Source organism: Pantoea sp. SGAir0184 (assembly GCF_043544755.1).
Map to the genome: position 1 here is coordinate 1,639,469 of NZ_CP028050.1, position 21,284 is coordinate 1,660,752.

16 protein-coding genes are annotated in these 21,284 nt (G+C 40.7%); 14 read left to right on the plus strand and 2 right to left on the minus strand.

Annotated elements, in window-relative coordinates; all coding sequences use genetic code 11:
- The first annotated feature begins 88 nt into the window (after nt 1-88).
- From C1N60_RS07525 to C1N60_RS07590, 14 genes are all read left to right on the plus strand, one after another.
- The gene (locus C1N60_RS07525) at nt 89-1,504 is read left to right on the plus strand and encodes a mannose-1-phosphate guanylyltransferase/mannose-6-phosphate isomerase (protein ID WP_058757298.1); all 1,416 of its coding nucleotides are present in this window, start codon (nt 89-91) and stop codon (nt 1,502-1,504) included.
- 14 nt (nt 1,505-1,518) lie between these two features.
- A complete protein-coding gene (gene cpsG, locus C1N60_RS07530; protein WP_394521591.1) occupies nt 1,519-2,901 on the plus strand; it encodes a phosphomannomutase CpsG in 1,383 nt (460 codons plus the stop codon).
- Nucleotides 2,902-3,696: an ABC transporter permease gene (locus C1N60_RS07535; protein ID WP_394521592.1), complete on the plus strand. Its 795-nt coding sequence runs from the start codon at nt 2,902-2,904 to the stop codon at nt 3,694-3,696. It abuts the gene before it with no gap.
- Nucleotides 3,696-4,919, plus strand: a complete 1,224-nt coding sequence (locus C1N60_RS07540) for an ABC transporter ATP-binding protein (RefSeq protein WP_394521593.1) — start codon at nt 3,696-3,698, stop codon at nt 4,917-4,919. The genes C1N60_RS07535 and C1N60_RS07540 overlap by 1 nt, the downstream gene beginning before the upstream one ends.
- Nucleotides 4,916-6,100 carry an FkbM family methyltransferase gene (locus tag C1N60_RS07545; protein ID WP_394521594.1) on the plus strand — a complete coding sequence of 395 codons (1,185 nt, stop codon included), beginning with the start codon at nt 4,916-4,918 and terminating at the stop codon, nt 6,098-6,100. The genes C1N60_RS07540 and C1N60_RS07545 overlap by 4 nt, the downstream gene beginning before the upstream one ends.
- Nucleotides 6,100-9,228 carry a glycosyltransferase gene (locus C1N60_RS07550; RefSeq protein WP_394521595.1) on the plus strand — a complete coding sequence of 1,043 codons (3,129 nt, stop codon included), beginning with the start codon at nt 6,100-6,102 and terminating at the stop codon, nt 9,226-9,228. The genes C1N60_RS07545 and C1N60_RS07550 overlap by 1 nt, the downstream gene beginning before the upstream one ends.
- 27 nt (nt 9,229-9,255) lie before the next feature.
- Nucleotides 9,256-10,296 (plus strand): GDP-mannose 4,6-dehydratase, encoded by a 1,041-nt coding sequence (gene gmd / locus C1N60_RS07555; protein ID WP_394521743.1) that lies wholly within the window; start codon nt 9,256-9,258, stop codon nt 10,294-10,296.
- A gap of 1 nt (nt 10,297) precedes the next feature.
- A complete protein-coding gene (locus C1N60_RS07560; RefSeq protein WP_394521596.1) occupies nt 10,298-11,200 on the plus strand; it encodes a GDP-mannose 4,6-dehydratase in 903 nt (300 codons plus the stop codon).
- Nucleotides 11,176-12,342: a glycosyltransferase family 4 protein gene (locus C1N60_RS07565; protein WP_394521597.1), complete on the plus strand. Its 1,167-nt coding sequence runs from the start codon at nt 11,176-11,178 to the stop codon at nt 12,340-12,342. Before C1N60_RS07560 ends, C1N60_RS07565 begins: the two co-directional genes overlap by 25 nt.
- Nucleotides 12,339-13,454, plus strand: a complete 1,116-nt coding sequence (locus C1N60_RS07570) for a glycosyltransferase family 4 protein (protein WP_394521598.1) — start codon at nt 12,339-12,341, stop codon at nt 13,452-13,454. Before C1N60_RS07565 ends, C1N60_RS07570 begins: the two co-directional genes overlap by 4 nt.
- A gap of 133 nt (nt 13,455-13,587) precedes the next feature.
- On the plus strand, nt 13,588-14,997 hold the full coding sequence (gene gndA / locus C1N60_RS07575) for an NADP-dependent phosphogluconate dehydrogenase (RefSeq protein ID WP_394521599.1): 1,410 nt from the start codon (nt 13,588-13,590) through the stop codon (nt 14,995-14,997).
- Between the two features lie 72 nt (nt 14,998-15,069).
- The gene (locus tag C1N60_RS07580) at nt 15,070-16,017 is read left to right on the plus strand and encodes a glycosyltransferase family 2 protein (RefSeq protein ID WP_394521600.1); all 948 of its coding nucleotides are present in this window, start codon (nt 15,070-15,072) and stop codon (nt 16,015-16,017) included.
- The gene (locus C1N60_RS07585) at nt 16,014-16,931 is read left to right on the plus strand and encodes a hypothetical protein (RefSeq protein WP_394521601.1); all 918 of its coding nucleotides are present in this window, start codon (nt 16,014-16,016) and stop codon (nt 16,929-16,931) included. Before C1N60_RS07580 ends, C1N60_RS07585 begins: the two co-directional genes overlap by 4 nt.
- Nucleotides 16,909-19,164, plus strand: coding sequence for a hypothetical protein (locus tag C1N60_RS07590; RefSeq protein WP_394521602.1), 2,256 nt, complete (start codon nt 16,909-16,911; stop codon nt 19,162-19,164). Before C1N60_RS07585 ends, C1N60_RS07590 begins: the two co-directional genes overlap by 23 nt.
- A gap of 41 nt (nt 19,165-19,205) precedes the next feature.
- On the opposite strand, the gene C1N60_RS07595 is transcribed toward C1N60_RS07590, so the two are convergent.
- Both C1N60_RS07595 and C1N60_RS07600 read right to left on the minus strand, forming a co-directional pair.
- Nucleotides 19,206-20,321 carry a succinylglutamate desuccinylase/aspartoacylase family protein gene (locus C1N60_RS07595; protein WP_394521603.1) on the minus strand — a complete coding sequence of 372 codons (1,116 nt, stop codon included), beginning with the start codon at nt 20,319-20,321 and terminating at the stop codon, nt 19,206-19,208.
- Nucleotides 20,322-20,433: 112 nt separating this feature from the next.
- Nucleotides 20,434-21,231 (minus strand): ABC transporter substrate-binding protein, encoded by a 798-nt coding sequence (locus tag C1N60_RS07600; protein ID WP_021509348.1) that lies wholly within the window; start codon nt 21,229-21,231, stop codon nt 20,434-20,436.
- Nucleotides 21,232-21,284: the final 53 nt, after the last annotated feature.

Sequence of the window (21,284 nt, forward strand, 5' to 3'; positions counted from 1 at the left end):
GCGGTAGCGTGGCTATTTTTTGCTTTGCTGAAAAATTGTCCCGCTGGAAATGATAGAGCAGTCTAAAAGACACATTAGAGGTTGTGGAATGTTACTTCCCGTAATCATGGCCGGAGGAACCGGCAGTCGTTTGTGGCCCCTTTCACGTGAATTGTATCCAAAACAGTTCATCAGCTTGCACGGACAGCACTCGATGCTGCAGGAGACTGTCAACCGCCTGACCGGTGTCGAAGCGCGAGCTCCGCTGGTCATCTGCAACGAAGAGCACCGTTTCCTCGTCGCTGAACAGCTTCGTCAGATCAACAAACTTTCCCATAACATCATCCTTGAACCGGTTGGTCGCAACACGGCGCCGGCGATTGCTCTGGCAGCGATTAACGCGATTGAGCAAGGCGATGATCCGGTACTGTTAGTGTTAGCCGCCGACCATGTCATTGAGAACCGCGCGGCATTCCACCAGGCCATCACCACCGCAACGAAATATGCCAAGCAGGGGCATCTGGTCACCTTCGGCATCGTGCCCACCGGACCTGAAACCGGTTACGGCTATATTCATCGCGGTGAGCAGCTGGCGGGTGATGAACATGCGCCGTTTAGCGTGCAGCGTTTTGTGGAAAAGCCTAACCTGAAAACGGCTCAGGATTATCTGGCTTCCGGTGAATATTACTGGAACAGCGGGATGTTTATGTTCCGCGCCAAACGTTATCTGCAGGAACTGGAAAAATTCCGTCCTGATATTCTGGATGCCTGCCGCCGTGCCATGGCGAATGTGGCAGAAGGTAACGACTTCATCAGCATTGATAAAGACGATTTCATTGCCTGCCCGGATGAGTCCGTTGATTATGCCGTGATGGAGCAAACGGACGCTGCCGTCGTGGTGCCGCTGGATGCAGGCTGGAGCGATGTCGGATCCTGGTCCGCGCTGTGGGAAGTGAATGAAAAAGATGCAGCCGGTAACTCGCTGAAAGGCGATACCTTCCTGCATAACACTAAAAATTGCTACATCAACAGCGAAGATCAGTTAGTGGCAGCTATCGGCGTGGAAAATCTGGTGATTGTTAACACCAAAGATGCCGTGCTGGTGGCGCGCAAAGATCAGGTTCAGGACGTCAAACGCGTGGTGGAGTTCCTGAAGAGCGAATGCCGTACGGAATATCGTCGTCATCGTGAAACTTACTGGCCATGGGGACGCTGCGATCTGGTGGTCAATACCGGCCGTTTTAATGTAAATCGTATCACCGTTAAACCGGGTGAACGTTTCGAATTACAGATGCATTATCACCGAACTGAACACTGGGTGATCTTATCCGGCACTGCCAAAGTGACTATTCAGGATAAAACCTTATTGCTGACGGAAAACCAATCGACCTTTATTCCTATTGGCCATCAGCACACGTTAGAAAATCCAGGCAAGATTCCGTTAGAGCTGCTGGAAATTCAGTCAGGCTCCTATCTGGGCGATGACGATTTAATTCTGATTAAAGAACAATTTGCAAGTAAGTAAGGACAGACGAGATCATGGCAGCATTGACCTGTTTTAAAGCTTATGACATTCGCGGTGAGCTTGGCGCGGAATTAAATGAAGAAATTGCATATCGTATTGGTCGCGCTTATGGCGAATTTTTAAAGCCGGAAACGATTGTTGTGGGCGGCGATGTTCGGCTGACCAGCGAAAGCCTGAAAATGGCCCTGGCCAATGGTTTAATGGATGCGGGTACCAATGTACTTGATATCGGCTTAAGCGGCACGGAAGAGATTTATTTCGCCACCTTCCATTTAGGCATTGATGGTGGCATCGAAGTGACGGCAAGCCATAATCCGATGAACTATAACGGCATGAAGCTGGTGCGTGAAGGTTCCCGTCCGATCAGTGGCGATACAGGCTTACGTGATGTTCAGCGTCTGGCTGAAGCTAACGATTTTGCGCCGGTCGATGCAGCTAAGCGTGGCAGCTATAAACAGATCTCGGTATTGGATGCCTATGTCGATCACCTGATGGGCTACATTGATCTGTCAAATTTCACCAAACCCATGACGCTGGTCATCAACTCGGGTAATGGCGCTGCCGGTCACGTTATCGATGAGATCGAAAAGCGCTTCCAGCTGGCGAATGCACCGGTCACCTTCATTAAAGTTCATCATGAAGCGAATGGTCATTTCCCTAACGGTATTCCTAATCCCTTACTGCCAGAGTGCCGGAAAGATACCTCCGATGCGGTGAAAGCGAACAAAGCCGACATGGGCATCGCATTTGATGGCGACTTTGATCGCTGCTTCCTGTTTGACGAGAACGCAGAGTTCATCGAAGGTTATTACATTGTTGGCCTGCTGGCCGAAGCCTTCCTCAAAAAAGAGCCTGGCGCGAAGATCATTCACGATCCCCGTTTGACCTGGAACACCATCGACGTCGTCACTAAAGCGGGTGGCATACCTGTTATGTCTAAAACAGGTCATGCGTTTATTAAAGAGCGCATGCGTGAAGAAGATGCGGTGTACGGCGGCGAAATGAGCGCACACCATTACTTCCGTGATTTTGCCTATTGCGATAGCGGAATGATTCCATGGCTGTTGGTAGCAGAGTTGCTGGCGGTGAAAGGAATGACGCTGTCTGAACTGGTTGCGGAACGTATGAAAGCGTTTCCTTGCAGTGGTGAGATTAACTATAAAGTTAATAATGCTAAGGATATTTTACGTTCTCTTGAATTGAAATATACTAATTGCTCAACAAATGTTGACATTATTGATGGTTTAAGTTTTGAGTTAGATGGTTGGCGTTTTAATGTTAGGACGTCTAACACGGAACCACTACTGAGGCTGAATATAGAAACGCTAGCTAATAAAAAGTTAGTGAAAGAAAAGGTCTTTGAAATTGAAATGCTTATAAAAGGTCAGGGCGATTAAATGATTGGCTTATTAAGAACGATCGTTCAATATAGAGGCTTTATCTACGGAAATATAAAGCGTGAATTTCAAACTAAATATCAAAATTCATTGCTTGGCGCTGCGTGGAACATCATAAACCCATTATCAATGATAGTGGTTTATACAATTATTTTCTCCCAAATAATGAGGGCGAAACTACCCGGGGTTGATAATGCATTTGCATATAGCATTTATCTTTGCGCAGGAACATTTACATGGGGAATATTTAGTGAAATAATTTCCAGGAGTCAAAATGTTTTTATTGATAATGCAAATATTATAAAGAAGATAAACTTCCCCAGGATTTGCTTGCCAGTAACAATCGTTTGTAACTCTCTGGTTAATTTCAGTATTATTTTTTCTTTGTTTACAATATTTCTTATAATAACCGGGACATTTCCCGGACTTGTATATTTTGAAATTTTCTTAGTATTGGCAGTTGCAGTTGTTTTTGCTATTGGATTAGGTATGTTAGTTGGAGTATTGAATGTTTTCTTCAGGGATGTTGGGCAAACCTTCACAATCATCATGCAATTTTGGTTTTGGTTCACACCTATTGTATATCCAATTAATATCATTCCTGAACGTTTTCATGGTCTAATGAAGTTTAATCCAATGGCGCCTGTTATTGAAGCAAGCCATGCGATTCTTGTTCAGGGTAAAAGTCCGGAATGGATCACGCTAGTGCCGAGTCTTGTCATTGGCCTCTTGCTTACAATATTGGGTATGAGACTGTTTCGAAAAAATGTTGGTGAAATGGTGGATGAATTATAATGGGAACTATAGTTGTCAACCAGGTAGGTAAAGCTTACAAAAAGTATTCAAGCCGATGGAAGCGTTTAGCTGAATGGTTCATACCAGGTATAAATGATCTTCATGAAACTAAATGGGTGATAAAAGATATCAGTTTCACTGTAAAGCCAGGGGAAGCCGTTGGAATTATTGGCATAAATGGTGCCGGGAAAAGTACTTTATTAAAAATGATAACCGGAACTACCCTCCCTACCACTGGAAATATTTCTATCTCTGGGAAAGTAGCAGCTCTACTTGAGCTTGGAATGGGGTTTCATCCTGATTTTACAGGTAGACAAAACGTCTTTATGGCTGGACAGTTGCTCGGATATTCCGTACAAGAACTTCATAGACTGATGCCAGAAATAGAAAGTTTTGCGGAAATAGGTGAATATATCGATCAACCTGTACGTGTATATTCGAGTGGTATGCAAATGAGGCTTGCATTCAGTGTAGCAACTGCTGTTCGGCCAGACGTGCTAATAGTTGATGAAGCACTATCAGTGGGTGACACTTATTTTCAACATAAAAGTTTTGATCGAATTAGAGAATATGCAAAGTTAGGAACTACCCTATTATTAGTGTCACATGATAAATCAGCAATACAAAGTATTTGCGACCGGGCAATTTTACTTAATGCGGGTAGAAAAGAGTTTGAGGGTAACCCCGAAGCAGTTATGGATTTTTATAATGCTATTCTCGCGGATAAGGAAAAAAAATCCATTGAACAAAGAATAACATCTGATGGGAAAGTGCAGACTACTTCAGGTACAGGCGAGGCTAATGTAATTTCTACCGAGATTTACAATGAGAAGGGCGAAGTTTCAGAGCATATAAATGTTGGAGAAACTGCCACACTCGCGATTAAAGTTAAAGTTAATGAGGATATTCCCAAACTAGTTGTTGGATACTCCTTTAAAGACCGACTTGGCCAAATTGTATATGGCACTAATACTTATTTAAAGAATAAAACTATAACAGATGTAAAAAAAGGTGACATCTATGAGTTTTATTTCAAGTTTCCGATGAACCTTGGTACAGGAAGTTATTCAGTCCAAACTGCATTGGTAAGTTCTGAGACACATCTTACGGATAATTATGAGTGGAAAGATTTAGCTTTAGTATTTAATGTTATTAATACGGATAAAGAATTATTTGCTGGTGTGGCATGGATAGATCCTAAAATAGAGATTGTAAAACAATGAAATTTATAAGCTACGCTCAGAACTTCGAAGATATTATTTTAAAGCGCGCGCTGCATCACATAGATAAAGGTTTCTATATTGATGTTGGTGCAGCCTGGCCAGTTCAGCATTCAGTAACGAAAGCTTTCTACGATGCTGGATGGCGAGGGATCAATATTGAGCCTAATCCAGAATTTTTTATACAATATGACTCTGAAAGACCGGAAGATATAAACTTACAACTAGCTATTTCGAATCGTGAAGGTGAGCAGATAATAAATTTCATCAGTGACACTGGTTTGTCAACGATGAATAGCAAAATTACTGAGATGCATCATGAGCAAGGTTACAATCCTAATCCCGAAAAAGTAAACGTAACTACCTTAAATCATATTTTCGAAACTTATATAAAGAATGATAAAGATGTTCATTTTCTTAAAATAGATGTTGAGGGGTTAGAGTCATTAGTCATATCGGGATGTGACTGGAAAAAAAATCGTCCATGGATTGTGGTTGTTGAGGCGACAATCCCTATGTCTCAGGAACTCAATCACTCTGAGTGGGAAGATACACTGCTTCAGGCAGATTATTCTTTTGTATATATGGATGGTTTGAATCGATATTATATATCTGAAGAGCATAAAGAGCTGGCACAAGCTTTTTCAATTCCTCCAAATGTATTTGATAATTTTATATTACATTCGGAATATCTAAAGGAGCAAGAGTTAATTAAAGCTCGAGTTACAAACGAAGCGTTAAAGAAAGAACTGAAAGAAGTTAATCAAGATTACAAAAAACAACTTAAATTTATTGAGTCTCAGAAGCATGAGAATTGGGCATTGCGTCACCAAATCGCTTTAATCTATAGCAGCAAATTTTGGCGATTTGGAATGCCGCTTCGGATTGCTATAAAATATAGTGGTAAACTATATCGATTCGTAAAGTATTATAATAAAAAAGATTCACCTAAAGCTTTTGTTCGTTTTATTCTGGTAGAATTGCAGCGCCGCCCTAAACTTAAAGGTTTAATTAAAAAAATCATACAAAATACCGGTTTTAAAAATATAATTGCTAAAGCTGTTTATGACAGTGTTAAACCACCGGTTGTGCACCAAGCTAGTACGCTGTCCAGAAAGGCAAAGGTATTTAAGTTGCAAATAATCTCATCGAATGTCGATGTCAATAAGTCTAGTAAGGATTGATGATGCGTATAATTATTGATATGCAGGGATGGCAAGCATCCAGTCGAAATAGAGGTATTGGTCGATACACTTTATCACTTATCAAAGAAGTGTTACTGCTTGATAGTAAGCACACTTTTATTTTACTTTTCAATGCTGCATTTGAGGATTCGATAACTGAATTTAAAAATGAGATAAGCAATGACTTAAACTTTATTAATCGCTTCAAAATAGAACTTTGGCATCCTGTTACCCCAACCCGCTATCTTAATTCTGAAAATGAGCAAAACAGGAACTTATCAGAAACTATATATCGTTCCCATATTGCTTCTTTAAAACCTGATTTCTTATTGCTAACCAGTTTGTTCGAAGGTTTAATTGATGACGCTGTTTCATTTTTAGACGGGCATGAATGCTTTACGACAGGTGTGATTCTTTATGATTTAATACCAATGATATACCCTGAGAAATATTTGAGTAATAATGTTCTTAAGGAATGGTATGATTCAAAGGTTAGCTATTTAAAGAAAGCAGATTATTTATTTAGTATTTCAGAATCTGCCGGTTCAGAAGCAATTAAATATCTTGAGTGGGATCCTCTAAAGGTTATAAATATTTCAACTGCAGCAGACAGCAAGTTTATTCCAAAGGTTATATCAAAAGAAACTTCTGATGCAATATTTCGAAAGTTCGGATTGAATGAAAATTTCTTGATGTATACAGGCGGTTGGGATTACAGGAAGAACATCGAAAAACTGATCGAAAGCTATGCACTATTGCCAAATGAAATGCGTAGTAAACATCAATTAGTCATCGTCTGTTCAATTCCTGAGGAAAATGTCTTAATTTTGAAATCCTTAGCTAAAAGCTTGGGTTTGACCGAAAATCAACTTATTCTCACTGGGTATGTTTCAGATGAGGAGTTGCTGACAATGTATAACCTTTGTCACGCATTTGTGTTCCCATCATGGCACGAAGGATTTGGTCTGCCAGTTTTAGAAGCTATGTTATGTGGCAAGGCTGTGATTGCAAGCAATGTTTCAAGTTTACCAGAAGTTCTGGATTTTGAAGAAGCGCAGTTTGATCCTCGAAATATAAATGATATGGCTGATAAGATTCAGAGAGTTTTGTCAGATGATGATTTCAGAAAAAGAATAATTGAGCATTGCTCAACTCAAGCTCAAAAATTTAGCTGGAGAAATTCAGCTACTAAGTTGATAAATTCAATTGAAGAATCTATTAAATATAAATCTTGTGAAGCCATAACTTCAAAATCAATTAATTTTAACAAAAGAAAACTAGCATTTATATCTCCGCTGCCACCTGAAAAAAGTGGCATAAGCTATTACAGTGAAGAGTTGCTACCTTATCTTTCTGAATATTATGATATTGATGTAATAAATAATGATCCAAATGTACAGAATAGGGAAAACGTATCAGGATGTGAAGTTAAAACTGTCGATGAGTTTATTCATTCTTATAATAATTATGATCGGGTTTTGTACCAAATTGGCAATTCTCACTTTCATGCGCATATGTTTAAACTCATCAAGAGGCATCCTGGTATAGCTGTAATGCATGATTTTTATTTATCAGGTGGAATACACTGGCTATCGAAAAATGGAGAAGGTGAAGAGTTTAATTATTCTTTTAATGATTATTTGTACGAATCTCATGGTTTTTCTGCTGTTTCATATAATAACTTAGAAATTAATGATGGGAATGCAATTGAAAAATACCCATGTAATTATCCTGTGTTAGAGAACGCACGTTCTGTAATTTTTCATTCTAGATATTCCTTAAATCTGGCAAGTGAGTGGTACAAAAACTTTCCACTCAGTAAACTCAATGTTATTCCTCTGCTGAGAATACCAGCAAAGTCACAAAATAAGAAAATGGCTAGAGATTACTTAGGCTTAAGGGAAGATGATGTTGTTATAATATCATTGGGGTACATAGCACCAACCAAACTAAACGATAGGATTATTCGTGCTTATAATCAGGCTAATACCAGCGCCAAAAATACTAAATTAGTATTCGTTGGGCATAATCCTGACAGCGATTATGGAAGAAAAATTTTATCATTAATCGATAATTCTCCTCGAAAAGAAAGTATTGTTATTACTGATTGGGTAAGTGATGATGATTATAAACAATGGATAGCTGCTGGAGATATTGGCATCCAATTAAGAACTATGTCGAGAGGTGAAACTTCAGCTGCTGTATTAGACTGCATGAATTATGGCCTGGCTACAATAGTAAATGCTAATGGAAGTATGTCCGAACTTGCAGTGGAATCAGTAAAACTTCTTGATGATGAATTTACAGATTATGACTTGAAAGTTGCTATTGAAGATTTTGTGAACGATGCTTCTAAAAGACATGAGTTTGGTCGCAATGCGCGACAAAATATTTTAATGAAACATTCCCCGGAACATTGCGCGAAACTTTACTATCAAGTAATTGAAGATTCTTATAGCAATAAAACATTGATGGATAATATTTACCAGGATAGAACAAAGTTTAATTCTATACCTGAAGAACTATTGAATATTTTTTCACAGTCTTTAGCTGATACATTAGCTTTACCTACGCCACATAAAATTTATGTTGATGTTACTGGTTTTTTAGACAATCAAAATTATAAATTATTAGCTGAGTTTATTTTAAGCTTTAATGAAGGTCTTCCTAAAAACATCCATATTGAGCTTGTTCATTACGATGGAAATGAAAAAAGATTTGTTCAGTCACAATCAGTTGCAAGCAAAGTATTGTTACTGAATGAAATGAATATCTCAGATGATATATTGGATGCTTTTAAAGATTCTATTGTCCTAACATTTAATCCTAAAATAAATGATTTGTTGAATTCGAGGTCCTTCTATGGTGATCTTTCTGCGTGCAATAAAGTTTTAATTGTATTCTCTGAAGAAGATTTCATCGTTTTCGCAAAGGAGCTGGCTGACAACGATGATATTAAACTATCTGTTGGTTTATGTTTTAAAAACATTGAAGAAATTGTAGTGTTAGATGTTAAGGATGATTGCTCAATTAAGTCAATGGGATATAATGAATTACCCCTGAAGAATGTAACTTTTTACAGTACTGCTGATTTTGTTAACAGCCTCGCTAATGTAGAAAGTTATTAATTTTTGATAAATGTATGGAATAAGATGATGTCTCAAAAAATCGCAATCGTAACGGGTATTACAGGTCAAGACGGCGCATATCTTGCTGAACTCTTAATTAATAAAGGTTATATCGTTTACGGAACCTACCGTCGTACCAGTTCGGTTAATTTTTGGCGAATTGACGAGCTGGGGATTAAAAATAATTCTAACTTAAAGCTTGTAGAATATGATTTGACGGATCTGTCTGGCAGTATTCGTTTGCTACAACAGAGCGGTGCTACTGAAGTTTATAATTTGGCAGCTCAGAGTTTTGTCGGTGTTTCCTTCGAGCAACCATTAACAACTGCTGAAATTACCGGTATCGGACCTGTTAATCTGCTTGAAGCAATTCGTATCGTTAACCCGAAAATCCGTTTTTATCAGGCTTCCACATCAGAAATGTTTGGAAAAGTTCAGGCTATTCCACAGAAAGAAGATACACCATTTTATCCGCGCAGCCCATATGGCGTGGCTAAGTTGTATGCGCACTGGATGACGATTAACTACCGTGAAAGCTATAACATTTTTGCTTCAAGCGGAATTTTGTTTAACCATGAATCCCCGCTGCGTGGTCAGGAATTTGTTACTCGCAAAATCACTGATTCAGTTGCAAAAATCAAACTTGGTAAGCTTGATGTACTTGAACTGGGCAACCTTGATGCGAAACGCGACTGGGGCTTTGCTAAAGAGTATGTAGAAGGAATGTGGTTGATGCTTCAGGCAGATGAACCGGATACCTTTGTACTTGCTACCAACCGAACAGAAACTGTACGTGACTTCGTATCGATGGCATTTAAAGCTGCTGGTATTGAATTACGTTTCGAAGGTAAAGACGAACAGGAAGTGGCAATTGACGTGGCAACAAATAAAGTTGTTGTAAAAGTGAATCCGAAATTCTACCGTCCAGCCGAAGTTGAATTACTGATCGGTAATCCCCAGCGTGCTAAGGATATTCTTGGATGGGAACCTAAAACTACTCTTGAAGAGTTATGTGCTATGATGGTTAAAGAAGACCTTCGCCGTAACGAACAAGGATTCTCTTTCTAATATGACTCATGGCAAAAAAGCATTGATCACCGGGATCAAGGGCTTTACCGGCCATTATATGGCAGCGGAACTTTCCGCTGCTGGATATGATGTTTATGGCCTGGGTTCAGCTTCCTCGGATAATATCGATAACTATTTTCAAGTAGATCTCACAGATAAGATTCAAGTTAAAAACGCAGTAGATTGTATAAGTCCCGATGTGGTCGTTCATTTGGCAGCAATTGCTTTTGTTGGTCACTCAAATCCGAACGCATTCTATGATGTCAACCTTTCCGGCACGCGCAACTTGCTATCTGCGTTAACAGAAACAAAGAAAAAGCCCGAAGCCGTATTAGTGGCAAGTAGCGCAAACGTTTATGGAAATAATATTGCTGGTAAGCTTAATGAATCAACGCTTCCGAATCCTGCCAATGATTATGCCGTTAGCAAACTTGCTATGGAATACATGGCTAACCTGTTTAAAGATAAGTTGCCACTAATTATTACCCGTCCTTTTAACTATACGGGAGTAGGGCAAGCTGAGAATTTTTTAATTCCTAAAATTGTCAAACATTTCCGCGAACGCAAAGACGTTATTGAACTTGGTAATATAGATGTATGGCGTGACTTCTCTGATGTACGAGATTTAGTTAAATGCTATGCTGAATTACTAAAGTGTAAAGCTTTTGGGGAAGTGGTCAATGTTGCTACTGGAGAGATGCATTCACTTAGAGATGTTATTAGCCTTTGTGAAGATATTACCGGTCACTCCATAACCATTGAGGTAAATTCTGGTTTTGTTAGACCAAATGAAATCAGAGAGTTGTGCGGTGATATTTCGTTGCTGAATAGTCTGATTGGCCATGAAATGCAAAAAGTACCACTTAGGGAAACTCTGAAATGGATGCTGGAAATAAAAAGCTAGAGGTTGTTTTCTCTACGGATTGCATAAAATACCCTTTAACGGGTATCGGGCGTTATGCTTTTGAACTGGCGAAACAACTTCAGCAACGGGAAGATAAACTTTCACTGACTTTTTTGCATGGAACAAGAATAAGAGATTCATTGGCGGTTGCAAGTGAATCTTCGCAATCCGTTCAGTCGCTTAAGCGAGAGTTACAAAAAAGCAAAATAGTTAGTGAAGTTTATCGCCTTATTTTTCCTCATTTAAAAGCCCGGGCACTTAAAAAATTCAAAGATTACATTTACCATAGTCCTAATTATTATCTCCCTCCGCGTGTTAAAAATTGCGTTGCGACTTTTCACGATCTGTCAGTATTTCATTGGCCACAGTTCCATCCTGCTGGGAGAGTACATCTCATGCAGAAAGAGCTGCGTAACACTGTAAAGCGTGCTTCGGTATTGATAACGGATTCGTATTATACAAAAAATGAGTTGATGGAATTTTTTTCGTTGGATGAGAAGAAAATTTCAGTTGCACCATTGGCGTGTAATCACCAATTTCATTCGCGAACTCAAGAGGATGTTCACGCAGTATTGGATAAGTATCATTTAAAATGGCGTCGCTTCTTTCTTTATACTGGTACAATCGAACCCAGAAAAAATATTTTAACGCTTCTACGTGCATATGATCGCTTGTCATTACAAGAGAAGAACAATTTCCCGCTCGTTATTAGCGGATATAAAGGCTGGGAAAATGAAGAGCTCTTTCGTCTTTTTGATAAAGGCGAGCGGGAAGGCTGGTTGAAATATTTAGGCTTTGTGCCAGGTAACGATTTACCCATGCTCTTTAGTGCTGCTAACAGTTTCCTCTTTCCTTCGATTTATGAAGGGTTTGGATTACCAGTACTGGAGGCTATGTCATCTGGCACTCCCGTTATTTGTTCAAATGCAACGTCATTACCTGAAGTTGTTGGAGATGCCGCGCTAATGCATGAACCGGAAGACATAGAATTGCTCACGCATTATCTGAAAATGATGATTAATGATGAGGAGTTGAAACACAAAATGATCCAGGTTGGTCTTAGTCAAGCCCAAAATTATTCGTGGTCATTCTGTGCCGATAAAACGATAGAAGCGTATGATCAGGTTTCTAAATTAATATGATAAAAGTCCTTCACTGCTATAAAACATATTACCCGGATACTTTTGGTGGGATTGAGCAAGTTATTTATCAGCTCGCTGAAGGCGGTGTGAAAGAAAATATCCAATCAACGGTTTTTACGCATAGTCCTGATTTTGATGATGCTATTTCAATGTTGGATCATCATACTATTCATCGTGTTAAAACATTATTTGAGTATGCTTCTACGCCAATTTCATTTACTGCTATTGCTGAGTTTAAAAAGCTAGCAACACAAGCAGACATTATTCATTATCATTTTCCCTATCCGTTTATGGATGTCCTGCATTTCTCAAATTTTACAAAAAAGCCATCGATCGTAAGCTATCATTCAGATATTGTTAAACAAAAGGCCCTGCTAAAACTTTATACACCATTGATGAATAGGTTCCTTTCCAGTGTAGATTGCATTGTTGCTGCATCACCAAATTATGTTGAAAGTAGCCCGATTCTGCAAAAATTTAAAGATAAAGTTAAGGTCATTCCCTATGGTCTGAATGAAATTTTTTATCAAAACAATGATCCCCAGGTATTAGAAAAGTGGTCCCAGCGATTCCCTAACGGCTTTTTTCTTTTCATTGGGACTTTTCGTTACTATAAAGGGCTTCACATACTCATCGATGCTGTCGCTGGTAGTGATTATCCTGTTGTCATTGTTGGTGCGGGACCCATCGAATCTGAACTGAAAGCGCAAGCCCAGTCGTTGGGTATCGACAATATTCATTTCCTTGGTGCATTACAGGATGACGATAAATCTGCGTTATTACAGCTTTGCACTTGCTTAGTTTTTCCTTCACATCTTCGTTCAGAAGCTTTTGGTATTTCTTTGCTTGAAGGGGCTTTGTACTCAAAACCACTGATTTCAAGCGAAATTGGAACCGGTACTACTTTCATCAATATTGACGGTCTTACCGGTCTGGTTGTCCCGCCTTCAGACCCCAGGGCTTTACGCGAAGCTATGGATGAGATCTGGTTCAACCCAGAGAAGGCTCATACCTTTGGCCAGGCTGCTCAACAACGATTCGAAAAACTTTTTACAGCGGACAAGATGATTGAAAGTTATGCAGGTTTATATATGTCTCTGTTAAATAAGTAAATTTTATCATTCGCTGCATTTCTCAAAAAGCATCAATAATTACCTCTTATCACCTCTCATGAGTTAACATATTGGTCACTTACTGAATGGTGTTACTGGTAACACCTAGCGAGACCACAGACAGGAGTATGTAATGTCCAAGCAACAGATCGGCGTTGTAGGTATGGCAGTGATGGGGCGCAACCTTGCTCTTAACATCGAAAGCCGCGGTTACACAGTCTCAATCTTTAACCGTTCACGTGAAAAGACTGATGAAGTTATCGCTGAAAATCAGGGCAAAAAACTTGCTCCTTATTACTCCGTGGAAGAATTTGTCGAGTCGTTAGAAAAACCCCGCCGCATCCTTCTGATGGTACAGGCAGGCGAAGCGACAGATAAAACCATCGCTTCACTGACGCCACACCTCGATAAGGGCGACATTCTGATTGATGGTGGTAACACCTTCTATAAAGACACTATCCGTCGTAATAAAGAACTGTCTGATCAGGGCTTCAACTTCATCGGTACCGGTGTCTCCGGCGGCGAAGAGGGCGCACTGAAAGGCCCATCGATCATGCCTGGCGGTCAGAAAGAAGCGTATGAACTGGTAGCGCCAATTCTGGATAAAATTGCTGCGCGTGCAGAAGACGGTGAAGCCTGCGTTACTTACATCGGTCCGGACGGTGCTGGTCACTATGTGAAGATGGTTCACAACGGTATCGAGTATGGCGATATGCAGCTGATTGCAGAAGCATATGCTTTACTGAAAGGCGCACTCGGTCTGAACAATGAAGAGCTGGCTAAAACCTTCACTGACTGGAACAACGGTGAGCTGAGCAGCTACCTGATCGACATCACCAAAGATATCTTCACCAAAAAAGATGAAGACGGTAAATACCTGGTTGATGTAATTCTGGATGAGGCAGCCAACAAAGGTACCGGTAAATGGACCAGCCAGAGCTCCCTGGACCTTGGCGAGCCACTTTCTCTGATCACTGAGTCAGTATTTGCTCGTTACCTCTCTTCACTCAAGTCACAGCGTGTTGCAGCTTCTAAAGTGCTGAGCGGCCCTCAGGCACAAGCCTTCACCGGTGACAAAGCTGAGTTCATTGAGAAAGTGCGCCGTGCATTGTATCTGGGTAAGATCGTTTCTTATGCTCAGGGCTTCTCTCAGCTGCGTGCGGCTTCAGAAGAGAACAACTGGGATCTGCATTACGGTGAAATCGCGAAGATCTTCCGTGCTGGTTGCATCATCCGTGCACAGTTCCTGCAGAAAATTACTGATGCTTATGCGACCGATGCTAACATCGCAAACCTGTTGCTGGATCCCTACTTCAAAAACATCGCTGATGAATATCAGCAGGCGCTGCGTGATGTTGTCTCTTATGCCATCCAGAACGGTATTCCAACGCCAACCTTCTCAGCGGCAATTGCATATTACGATAGCTATCGCTCAGAAGTGCTGCCTGCCAACCTGATTCAGGCGCAGCGCGACTACTTTGGTGCGCACACTTATAAGCGTATCGATAAAGACGGTGTGTTCCATACTGAATGGCTAAATTAATATTCTAAAAAAAAGTCCCAGCTTGCTGGGGCTTTTTTTATTCTATTTAATAACTACCTCGGGATTTTTTTTGTGAAATTGATTATTCAAATGCCGTGTTTTAATGAGGCTGAAACTTTAGAGATTGCATTGGCTGCATTGCCTCGTGCTGTTGAAGGTTTTGACAAAGTAGAATGGCTAATAATTGACGATGGAAGTACAGACAATACTGTTGAAGTTGCAAAAAAATGTGGCGTAGATCATATTGTACAACATATGGGTAATAAAGGGCTTGCAGTAGCTTTTATGTCCGGAATCGAAAACTGTTTAAAGTTAGGTGCAGACGTAATAATTAATACAGATGCAGATAATCAATATGATGCTAGCAACATCCCTGATTTGGTTGAACCAATATTGGCACACAGATCAGAAATGGTTATTGGTGCGCGTCCCATTTCCACCATTGAGCATTTCTCACCTGCAAAAAAAATGTTGCAAAAATTAGGTAGTTGGGTTGTACGTGGAGCGAGTAAAACAAACATTCCTGATGCTCCTAGTGGATTTAGAGCTATTAGTCGCAATGCAGCTCAAAAATTAATGGTTTTTAGTGAATATACTTACACACTTGAAACGATTATTCAGGCAGGACAAAAAGATATATCAATTTGCTCAGTGCCGGTGAATGTTAATGAAGATTTAAGACCCTCTAGATTAGTTAAAAGTATACCATCTTATATTCAAAGAAGTATATTTACGATAATTAGGATTTTTGTTATTTATAGACCATTTCGTTTCTTTTTGACGATTGGGCTTATTCTGATGCTATGCGGTTTATCCATAAGTTTAAGATATCTTTACTTTTTTATAACAAACTCCGGTGAGGGACATATTCAGTCATTAATCCTTTCGGCTGTTTTATTAATGATGGGTTTTCAAACTATTTTGGTTTCTTTTTTAGCTGACCTGCTTTCTGCTAATCGAAAATTATTAGAAGATATAAGGGTCAAAGTCAACGAAATGAGATCAAAGGAAAGTAATTGAGATTTGGTATCTATATGCCCATTACAAAAAAAAAGATTAGTTTTATTTTTAATTTGTTTGGCGGATGCTTGGCAATCTTAAGTGTCTACTTTGTAATTCGAAAGCTAAGCGAATATTCGAACGAAGATGTTAGGTTTTTTTTAAATCACACTAATGTTTTTACTATTGTTTTAATATCTGTGTGTTATGGATGCTTTAGCCTATTACTAGGCTGTGTGTGGAAAAATATATTAGGTTATGTTGGTGAGTTTAGAACTTTTGGTTGGGCCATAACAATAAATGGTATCACTCAATTAGCTAAATATGTACCGGGTAACATCATGCATTTAGCCAGCAGACAGGCTATATCTGTTGCCGCAGGGGCAAATGGAAATAAAATTGCAAAATCGATTTTTATTGAGTTGGTGATTTTACTGTTTGTTGGCGGAACCATTGGAGTAATGGTTTTGCCGAGTTATTTGAATATTAATTACGAATGGGTATCCTGGTGTGTTTATCTTTGTGTTCTTGTTTCAATGGTGTTCGTACTTAGTAAGTTTTTGTCAATTCATTTAGCTAAAGCATTCGTACTTCAAACAATTTTTACCCTGCTCACTGGTGTTGCATTTTTAATCACATTGAGAATTGTCGATCCGAAAGCCGATTTGTCTATTGAGCAAAGTGTATTTATTATTGCATGCTATGTTTCTGCCTGGCTTATAGGACTTGTGACGCCTGGAGCTCCAGCAGGGTTAGGTATTCGCGAATATATTATTGTTTATTTATTAAGTGGCTTAGCCAGTGAAAGTAATCTTCTTTTGGCTGTAATTATTTCAAGAGGGATTACTGTTTTAGGTGATTTTTTTTATTTTATCATTGCATTAATATTGAAGGCGTGTAGAGGAAGTGACGTTGAAAATCAGCATGGATATTAAGTCAAAAGATATTATAATTTTTGCTATTCTTTTTTCTTTAATTGCTTATGTAAACAATTTGATTCCATGGGCTACCTTGCCAACACTAGGCCAGGTTCTTTGGACGTTGGGGTTTGCTAAGTCTATTACACATAATGTCCCGTTTGACTTCTATGCCCATGATTTTGGATATCCAGCTGCAGCACCAATTTCTTTTGGGTTATCTGCAGTAATTCCAATTAGTATATTACTACGATTTGGTTTAGACGGTAACATCGCATATACGTTGGTTTTTTTGTTCTTCTTTGTATTATCATATTTCTCTGTTTACAAATTCTCAAGGGGCTTTGGAAATTCAAAATTAGTCAGTCAGCTAGCTGCAACTTTATGGCTATGCTTACCTGTTGTAACAAATCATGCGGACTATTCCATGCTTTCATTAGGAATTGCGCTAATACCTTTCTATCTGTTGACGTCATTTGCCTTTATAAAAAATAAAGATTTTTATTTTTCTAAAGAGTTTATCATTAAATCCGTATTGTTTTATATAACGGTTTTAATTTCTGTCTTTATGGATGGTTATACATTTGTTATTTTGGCTATATCAGCATGTTTATTTTTTATTATTTATTTCTATAATGAATGTAAAAATTACAAACGTGTAATTGTTATAGGTATTATGATGTTGCTGGGGTTTGGATTTGCATATCTTGCTTATACAGGATTCATAAATAAATCAGAATATTCAAAAGACCCAATTGAAGTGTTCCGAGGTTGGGGCATTGATGTTACTTATTTAATCATTCCATCTTATTCAATATCCTGGATTTCAGATTTTTTGAACTTGAGCGCAATAAGAACAACGGAAGAACAATTCGGTGATGCGTCAGTTTGGAATACAACATTTTCTCTGCCATTGATTGCTATGGGTTTATGGGGGATATTCAAGGCAAATAAGAGCAAGTTTAAAAATATATTGTTATGTTTGTTTCTATTTTCTTTTTATATGTCATTAGGCCCATCACTAAAGATTGAGTCAGTAAAGCCTGAAGGTTATAACGAAGAAAATTCAACTATCAATACTATGATAATGCCTGAAGAATATTCCGTAATTCCTACCGGAAATGAACTGTTATATAAACATGTTCCTGGTGTTAATTCAATGCGGGCCACCTATAGATGGAGCGTGTTGATGTTGTTTAGTTTGATGATTTTATTCTTGATGTCATGTTCAAAATACAATCAAAAATATATTTCTATTGTTATTTTAATAAGTATCTTTGTTTATATGCCTAATCTGGGTGCTAACTTAAGAGAAGGGGTTAAGTATAATGTTTCATATAAAGAAATTAATGAAACCCTGATCGAGAAATTTAAAGAAGATATACCCAAAAATAGCATTGTTGCGTTCCTGCCTTGGGGTAATGATTTTTTTGTTAACTATATCTCTCCATACTCAGGGTTCAAGGCTTATAATATTGGTGGTGATAAAAATCTTGATATTGCTAAAGCTGAGTGGCCTGAAAGTTTATTGGCATTTCACAACAGTTTAAATGGAAGAGGAATTGAAGATATCAAGCATATTTTCTTCAGTAGTGATGCTGACTATCTCATAATTCCCTATTTTGACCTGTTGTGGTCTGCGCATGTATGGCCATGTCAATCGAATGCTGAAATGGTTTCTCACAAAAATAATGATTTTGTCTTAGCTTGTCTAAAAGCAAGAAGAGAATCTTATAAGAATATTTTGTCCGATCTTAAGAATAGTCAGGATTTTATTATTAGAGAGAATCAGTTCTATGCTGTTGTGCAAATTAAAAATAAATTTCTAAATTATCCTGTAACTGCTTCGTTGAAGAACTTTGGTGATGGTGATATACGAAGGGTATTGGGTAATGGCTGGTATCCTTTAGAAGACGAACATGTGTGGTCATTACCTAAAGCAACATTAATACTTTCTCCAAAGCGTGAAGGAGGAGCTGGGTTTGTTAAAATACACTTCAATGTTTATGGCGCGGCAAAAGATAAAAACAAAGCTGTTAATTTCACTCTGACTCAAGGTGATTATATGAAGAGAGTGAAAATATTAAGTGAAGGAATAACACAGGATGTTGATATTCCATTGCCACATATTGATATTAAAAGCCATGTTAATATAGAGGTTGAAGATCCTAAATCGCCGTCTGAAACTATTAATGGCTCAACTGATAATAATTTATTAGGAATATCATTGATATCAGTTGATATTAAATAAATGCCCGGAGCAGTAAAATAATTTACTGCTCCTATTTTAATTCAAACCACCAGCAACTCCCCCTTACGTCCCGCATTCTCCCCCGCCAGCCTCACCACCAGCATTCCGGCCGTGACAAACTTGGTCAGGTTTCGTGCATACAGCATGCCGCCAAACTCAGCCACCAGCGGTGTCACGTAGTCATTGATCGGGTCGACAATCTCCGCCACCACTTCGCCCGCTTTAACCCACTCACCTAATTTTCTGCGGTTCAGCAGCAGTCCGGAGTGTGGCGCGTGGATGTACTCACAGCCCGCCAGTTGCGTTGGTGCATGGATCAGGGCAGGGGAGTCTCCGATTTCTCCGGCAATATATCCCCCTTCAATCAGCGCGTTGATAATCGCATCCGCATCTTTCTCCGCCTGTTCCGGCGATACATCGGCTACGCCGCGCAGTTCCAGCGTCACCGGCAGCAGGCCGCGCGGCATGGGGTAGTCTTTGCCAAAACGCTCAGCCAGCGTCAGCCAGGGTTCGCAGCAGGCTTCATCAAAGGGCTCTCCGCCGGAGATCTGCGCCAGTAGCTGCACTTCACTGCCAAGCCAGCGCGCCAGCGGCTCAATCTCCGGCCAGGCGTGCGGTGTAGTGTAAAGATGCGGTAAGGCATCCCAGTCACAGTGCAGGTCAATCATCAGGTCTGCCTGGCTGGCCATGCGCATCAGGGTGAAGCGCTGGGCCTCCAGTTCGGTTTTGGCGATGCGGTCGCGGTAGTGACGATCGATGGCGTCGCGAATCAGTCGTTTGTTTTCATATTCACTCTGTGTCAGCGAGCCCGCCAGTTCTGCCGCCAGCGTATCGCCCAGCGCCGGGAAGCGACGGTTAAAATCCTGACCAGAAAGAGTATGAAAACGTCCGAGATGAGTGCCGTGCCAGTGCTGACCCAGCGCGAGCGGATTTGCGACCGGCACCAAAGTGACTTTGGCTTTTAGCTTGCCCGCCGACTCCAGCGCCAGCAGCTTCTGCTTGAGATACCACGCCACCGCCATGCCCGGCAGTTCATCGCCGTGCAGCGCCGCCTGAATATACACACGCTGCTGTGAGTCGGTGCCGAAGTGGAAGCTGACAATTTCCCGCTGGGTGCCCAGCGTCGCGCTTAACAAAGGATGATGTTGTTGTTGCATAACGCAGTCGATGTCCTGTGTCTGGGGCACGCTCGTGGCCGCGCCGCATGAAATTGATGAAGGGAATTATAGTTCTGCTGGAAAAAGGGCGGCAAATGCGCCGCCCCATCGATCACTGTTTAATAGAGATATCCGTTGCAAAATACTTCTTCTGCAAGGTATCAAAGGTACCGTTCTTTTTGATCTCCGCGAAAGCATTGTCCAGCGCGGTTTTTAATTCGGTGTCGCCTTTGCGCAGGCCGATGGCGGTGCCGGGGCCGATAATCGGATCCTGCACAATCGGGCCAGCCAGCTCGAAATCTTTGCCCTGCGGATGCTTCAGGAAGCCGTTCGCGGCCTGTGCGGCATCGGTGAACACCACGTCAAGACGTCCGGAAATCAGGTCGCTCTCAACCTGTGCCTGATCGCCATACGGCACCACGTTCACGCCGTGCGGCTGCCATTTCGCCAGCGCGTAGCGCTCCTGCACGGTGCCCTGTTCCACGCCCACGGTTTTGCCTTTCAGCGATTCCGCGGTGGGCAGCAGGCCGGAGCCTTTACGCGCAATCAGCTGGGTGTGGGTGTCATACAGCGGCACGGTGAAGTCGATCTGCTTCAGACGCTCTTCGGTGATACCCATATCCGACAGGATGGCGTCAAACTTACGTGCCTTCAGCGCCGGGATCATGCCGTCGAACTGGCTCTCGACCCACACGCATTTGGCCTGCATCTGGGCGCACAGCGCATTGCCGAGGTCGATGTCAAACCCGACCAGCTTGCCCTGCGGCGTTTTGGATTCAAAAGGGGGATAGGTAGGATCAACGGCGAAACGCACCTGATCGATTTTTGCCTGAGCGCCGAACGCGCAGCCTGCCAGCACAGCCAGTGCCAGCGTCTGGCGCAGACGGGCGGTAAAACGGGAACTTGCCATAGTTGCGGTCTTCTTTTGTCGTGATGATAAGTCATCGAGAGTACCGCTCAGCG

What these genes read in the sequence shown, in the direction of transcription:
- C1N60_RS07525 (WP_058757298.1), top strand. Translation starts at nt 89, where the DNA reads ATGTTACTTCCCGTAATCATGGCCGGAGGAACCGGCAGTCGTTTGTGG.
- cpsG (WP_394521591.1), top strand. Translation starts at nt 1,519, where the DNA reads ATGGCAGCATTGACCTGTTTTAAAGCTTATGACATTCGCGGTGAGCTT.
- C1N60_RS07535 (WP_394521592.1), top strand. Translation starts at nt 2,902, where the DNA reads ATGATTGGCTTATTAAGAACGATCGTTCAATATAGAGGCTTTATCTAC.
- C1N60_RS07540 (WP_394521593.1), top strand. Translation starts at nt 3,696, where the DNA reads ATGGGAACTATAGTTGTCAACCAGGTAGGTAAAGCTTACAAAAAGTAT.
- C1N60_RS07545 (WP_394521594.1), top strand. Translation starts at nt 4,916, where the DNA reads ATGAAATTTATAAGCTACGCTCAGAACTTCGAAGATATTATTTTAAAG.
- C1N60_RS07550 (WP_394521595.1), top strand. Translation starts at nt 6,100, where the DNA reads ATGATGCGTATAATTATTGATATGCAGGGATGGCAAGCATCCAGTCGA.
- gmd (WP_394521743.1), top strand. Translation starts at nt 9,256, where the DNA reads ATGTCTCAAAAAATCGCAATCGTAACGGGTATTACAGGTCAAGACGGC.
- C1N60_RS07560 (WP_394521596.1), top strand. Translation starts at nt 10,298, where the DNA reads ATGACTCATGGCAAAAAAGCATTGATCACCGGGATCAAGGGCTTTACC.
- C1N60_RS07565 (WP_394521597.1), top strand. Translation starts at nt 11,176, where the DNA reads ATGGATGCTGGAAATAAAAAGCTAGAGGTTGTTTTCTCTACGGATTGC.
- C1N60_RS07570 (WP_394521598.1), top strand. Translation starts at nt 12,339, where the DNA reads ATGATAAAAGTCCTTCACTGCTATAAAACATATTACCCGGATACTTTT.
- gndA (WP_394521599.1), top strand. Translation starts at nt 13,588, where the DNA reads ATGTCCAAGCAACAGATCGGCGTTGTAGGTATGGCAGTGATGGGGCGC.
- C1N60_RS07595 (WP_394521603.1), bottom strand. Translation starts at nt 20,321, where the DNA reads ATGCAACAACAACATCATCCTTTGTTAAGCGCGACGCTGGGCACCCAG.
- C1N60_RS07600 (WP_021509348.1), bottom strand. Translation starts at nt 21,231, where the DNA reads ATGGCAAGTTCCCGTTTTACCGCCCGTCTGCGCCAGACGCTGGCACTG.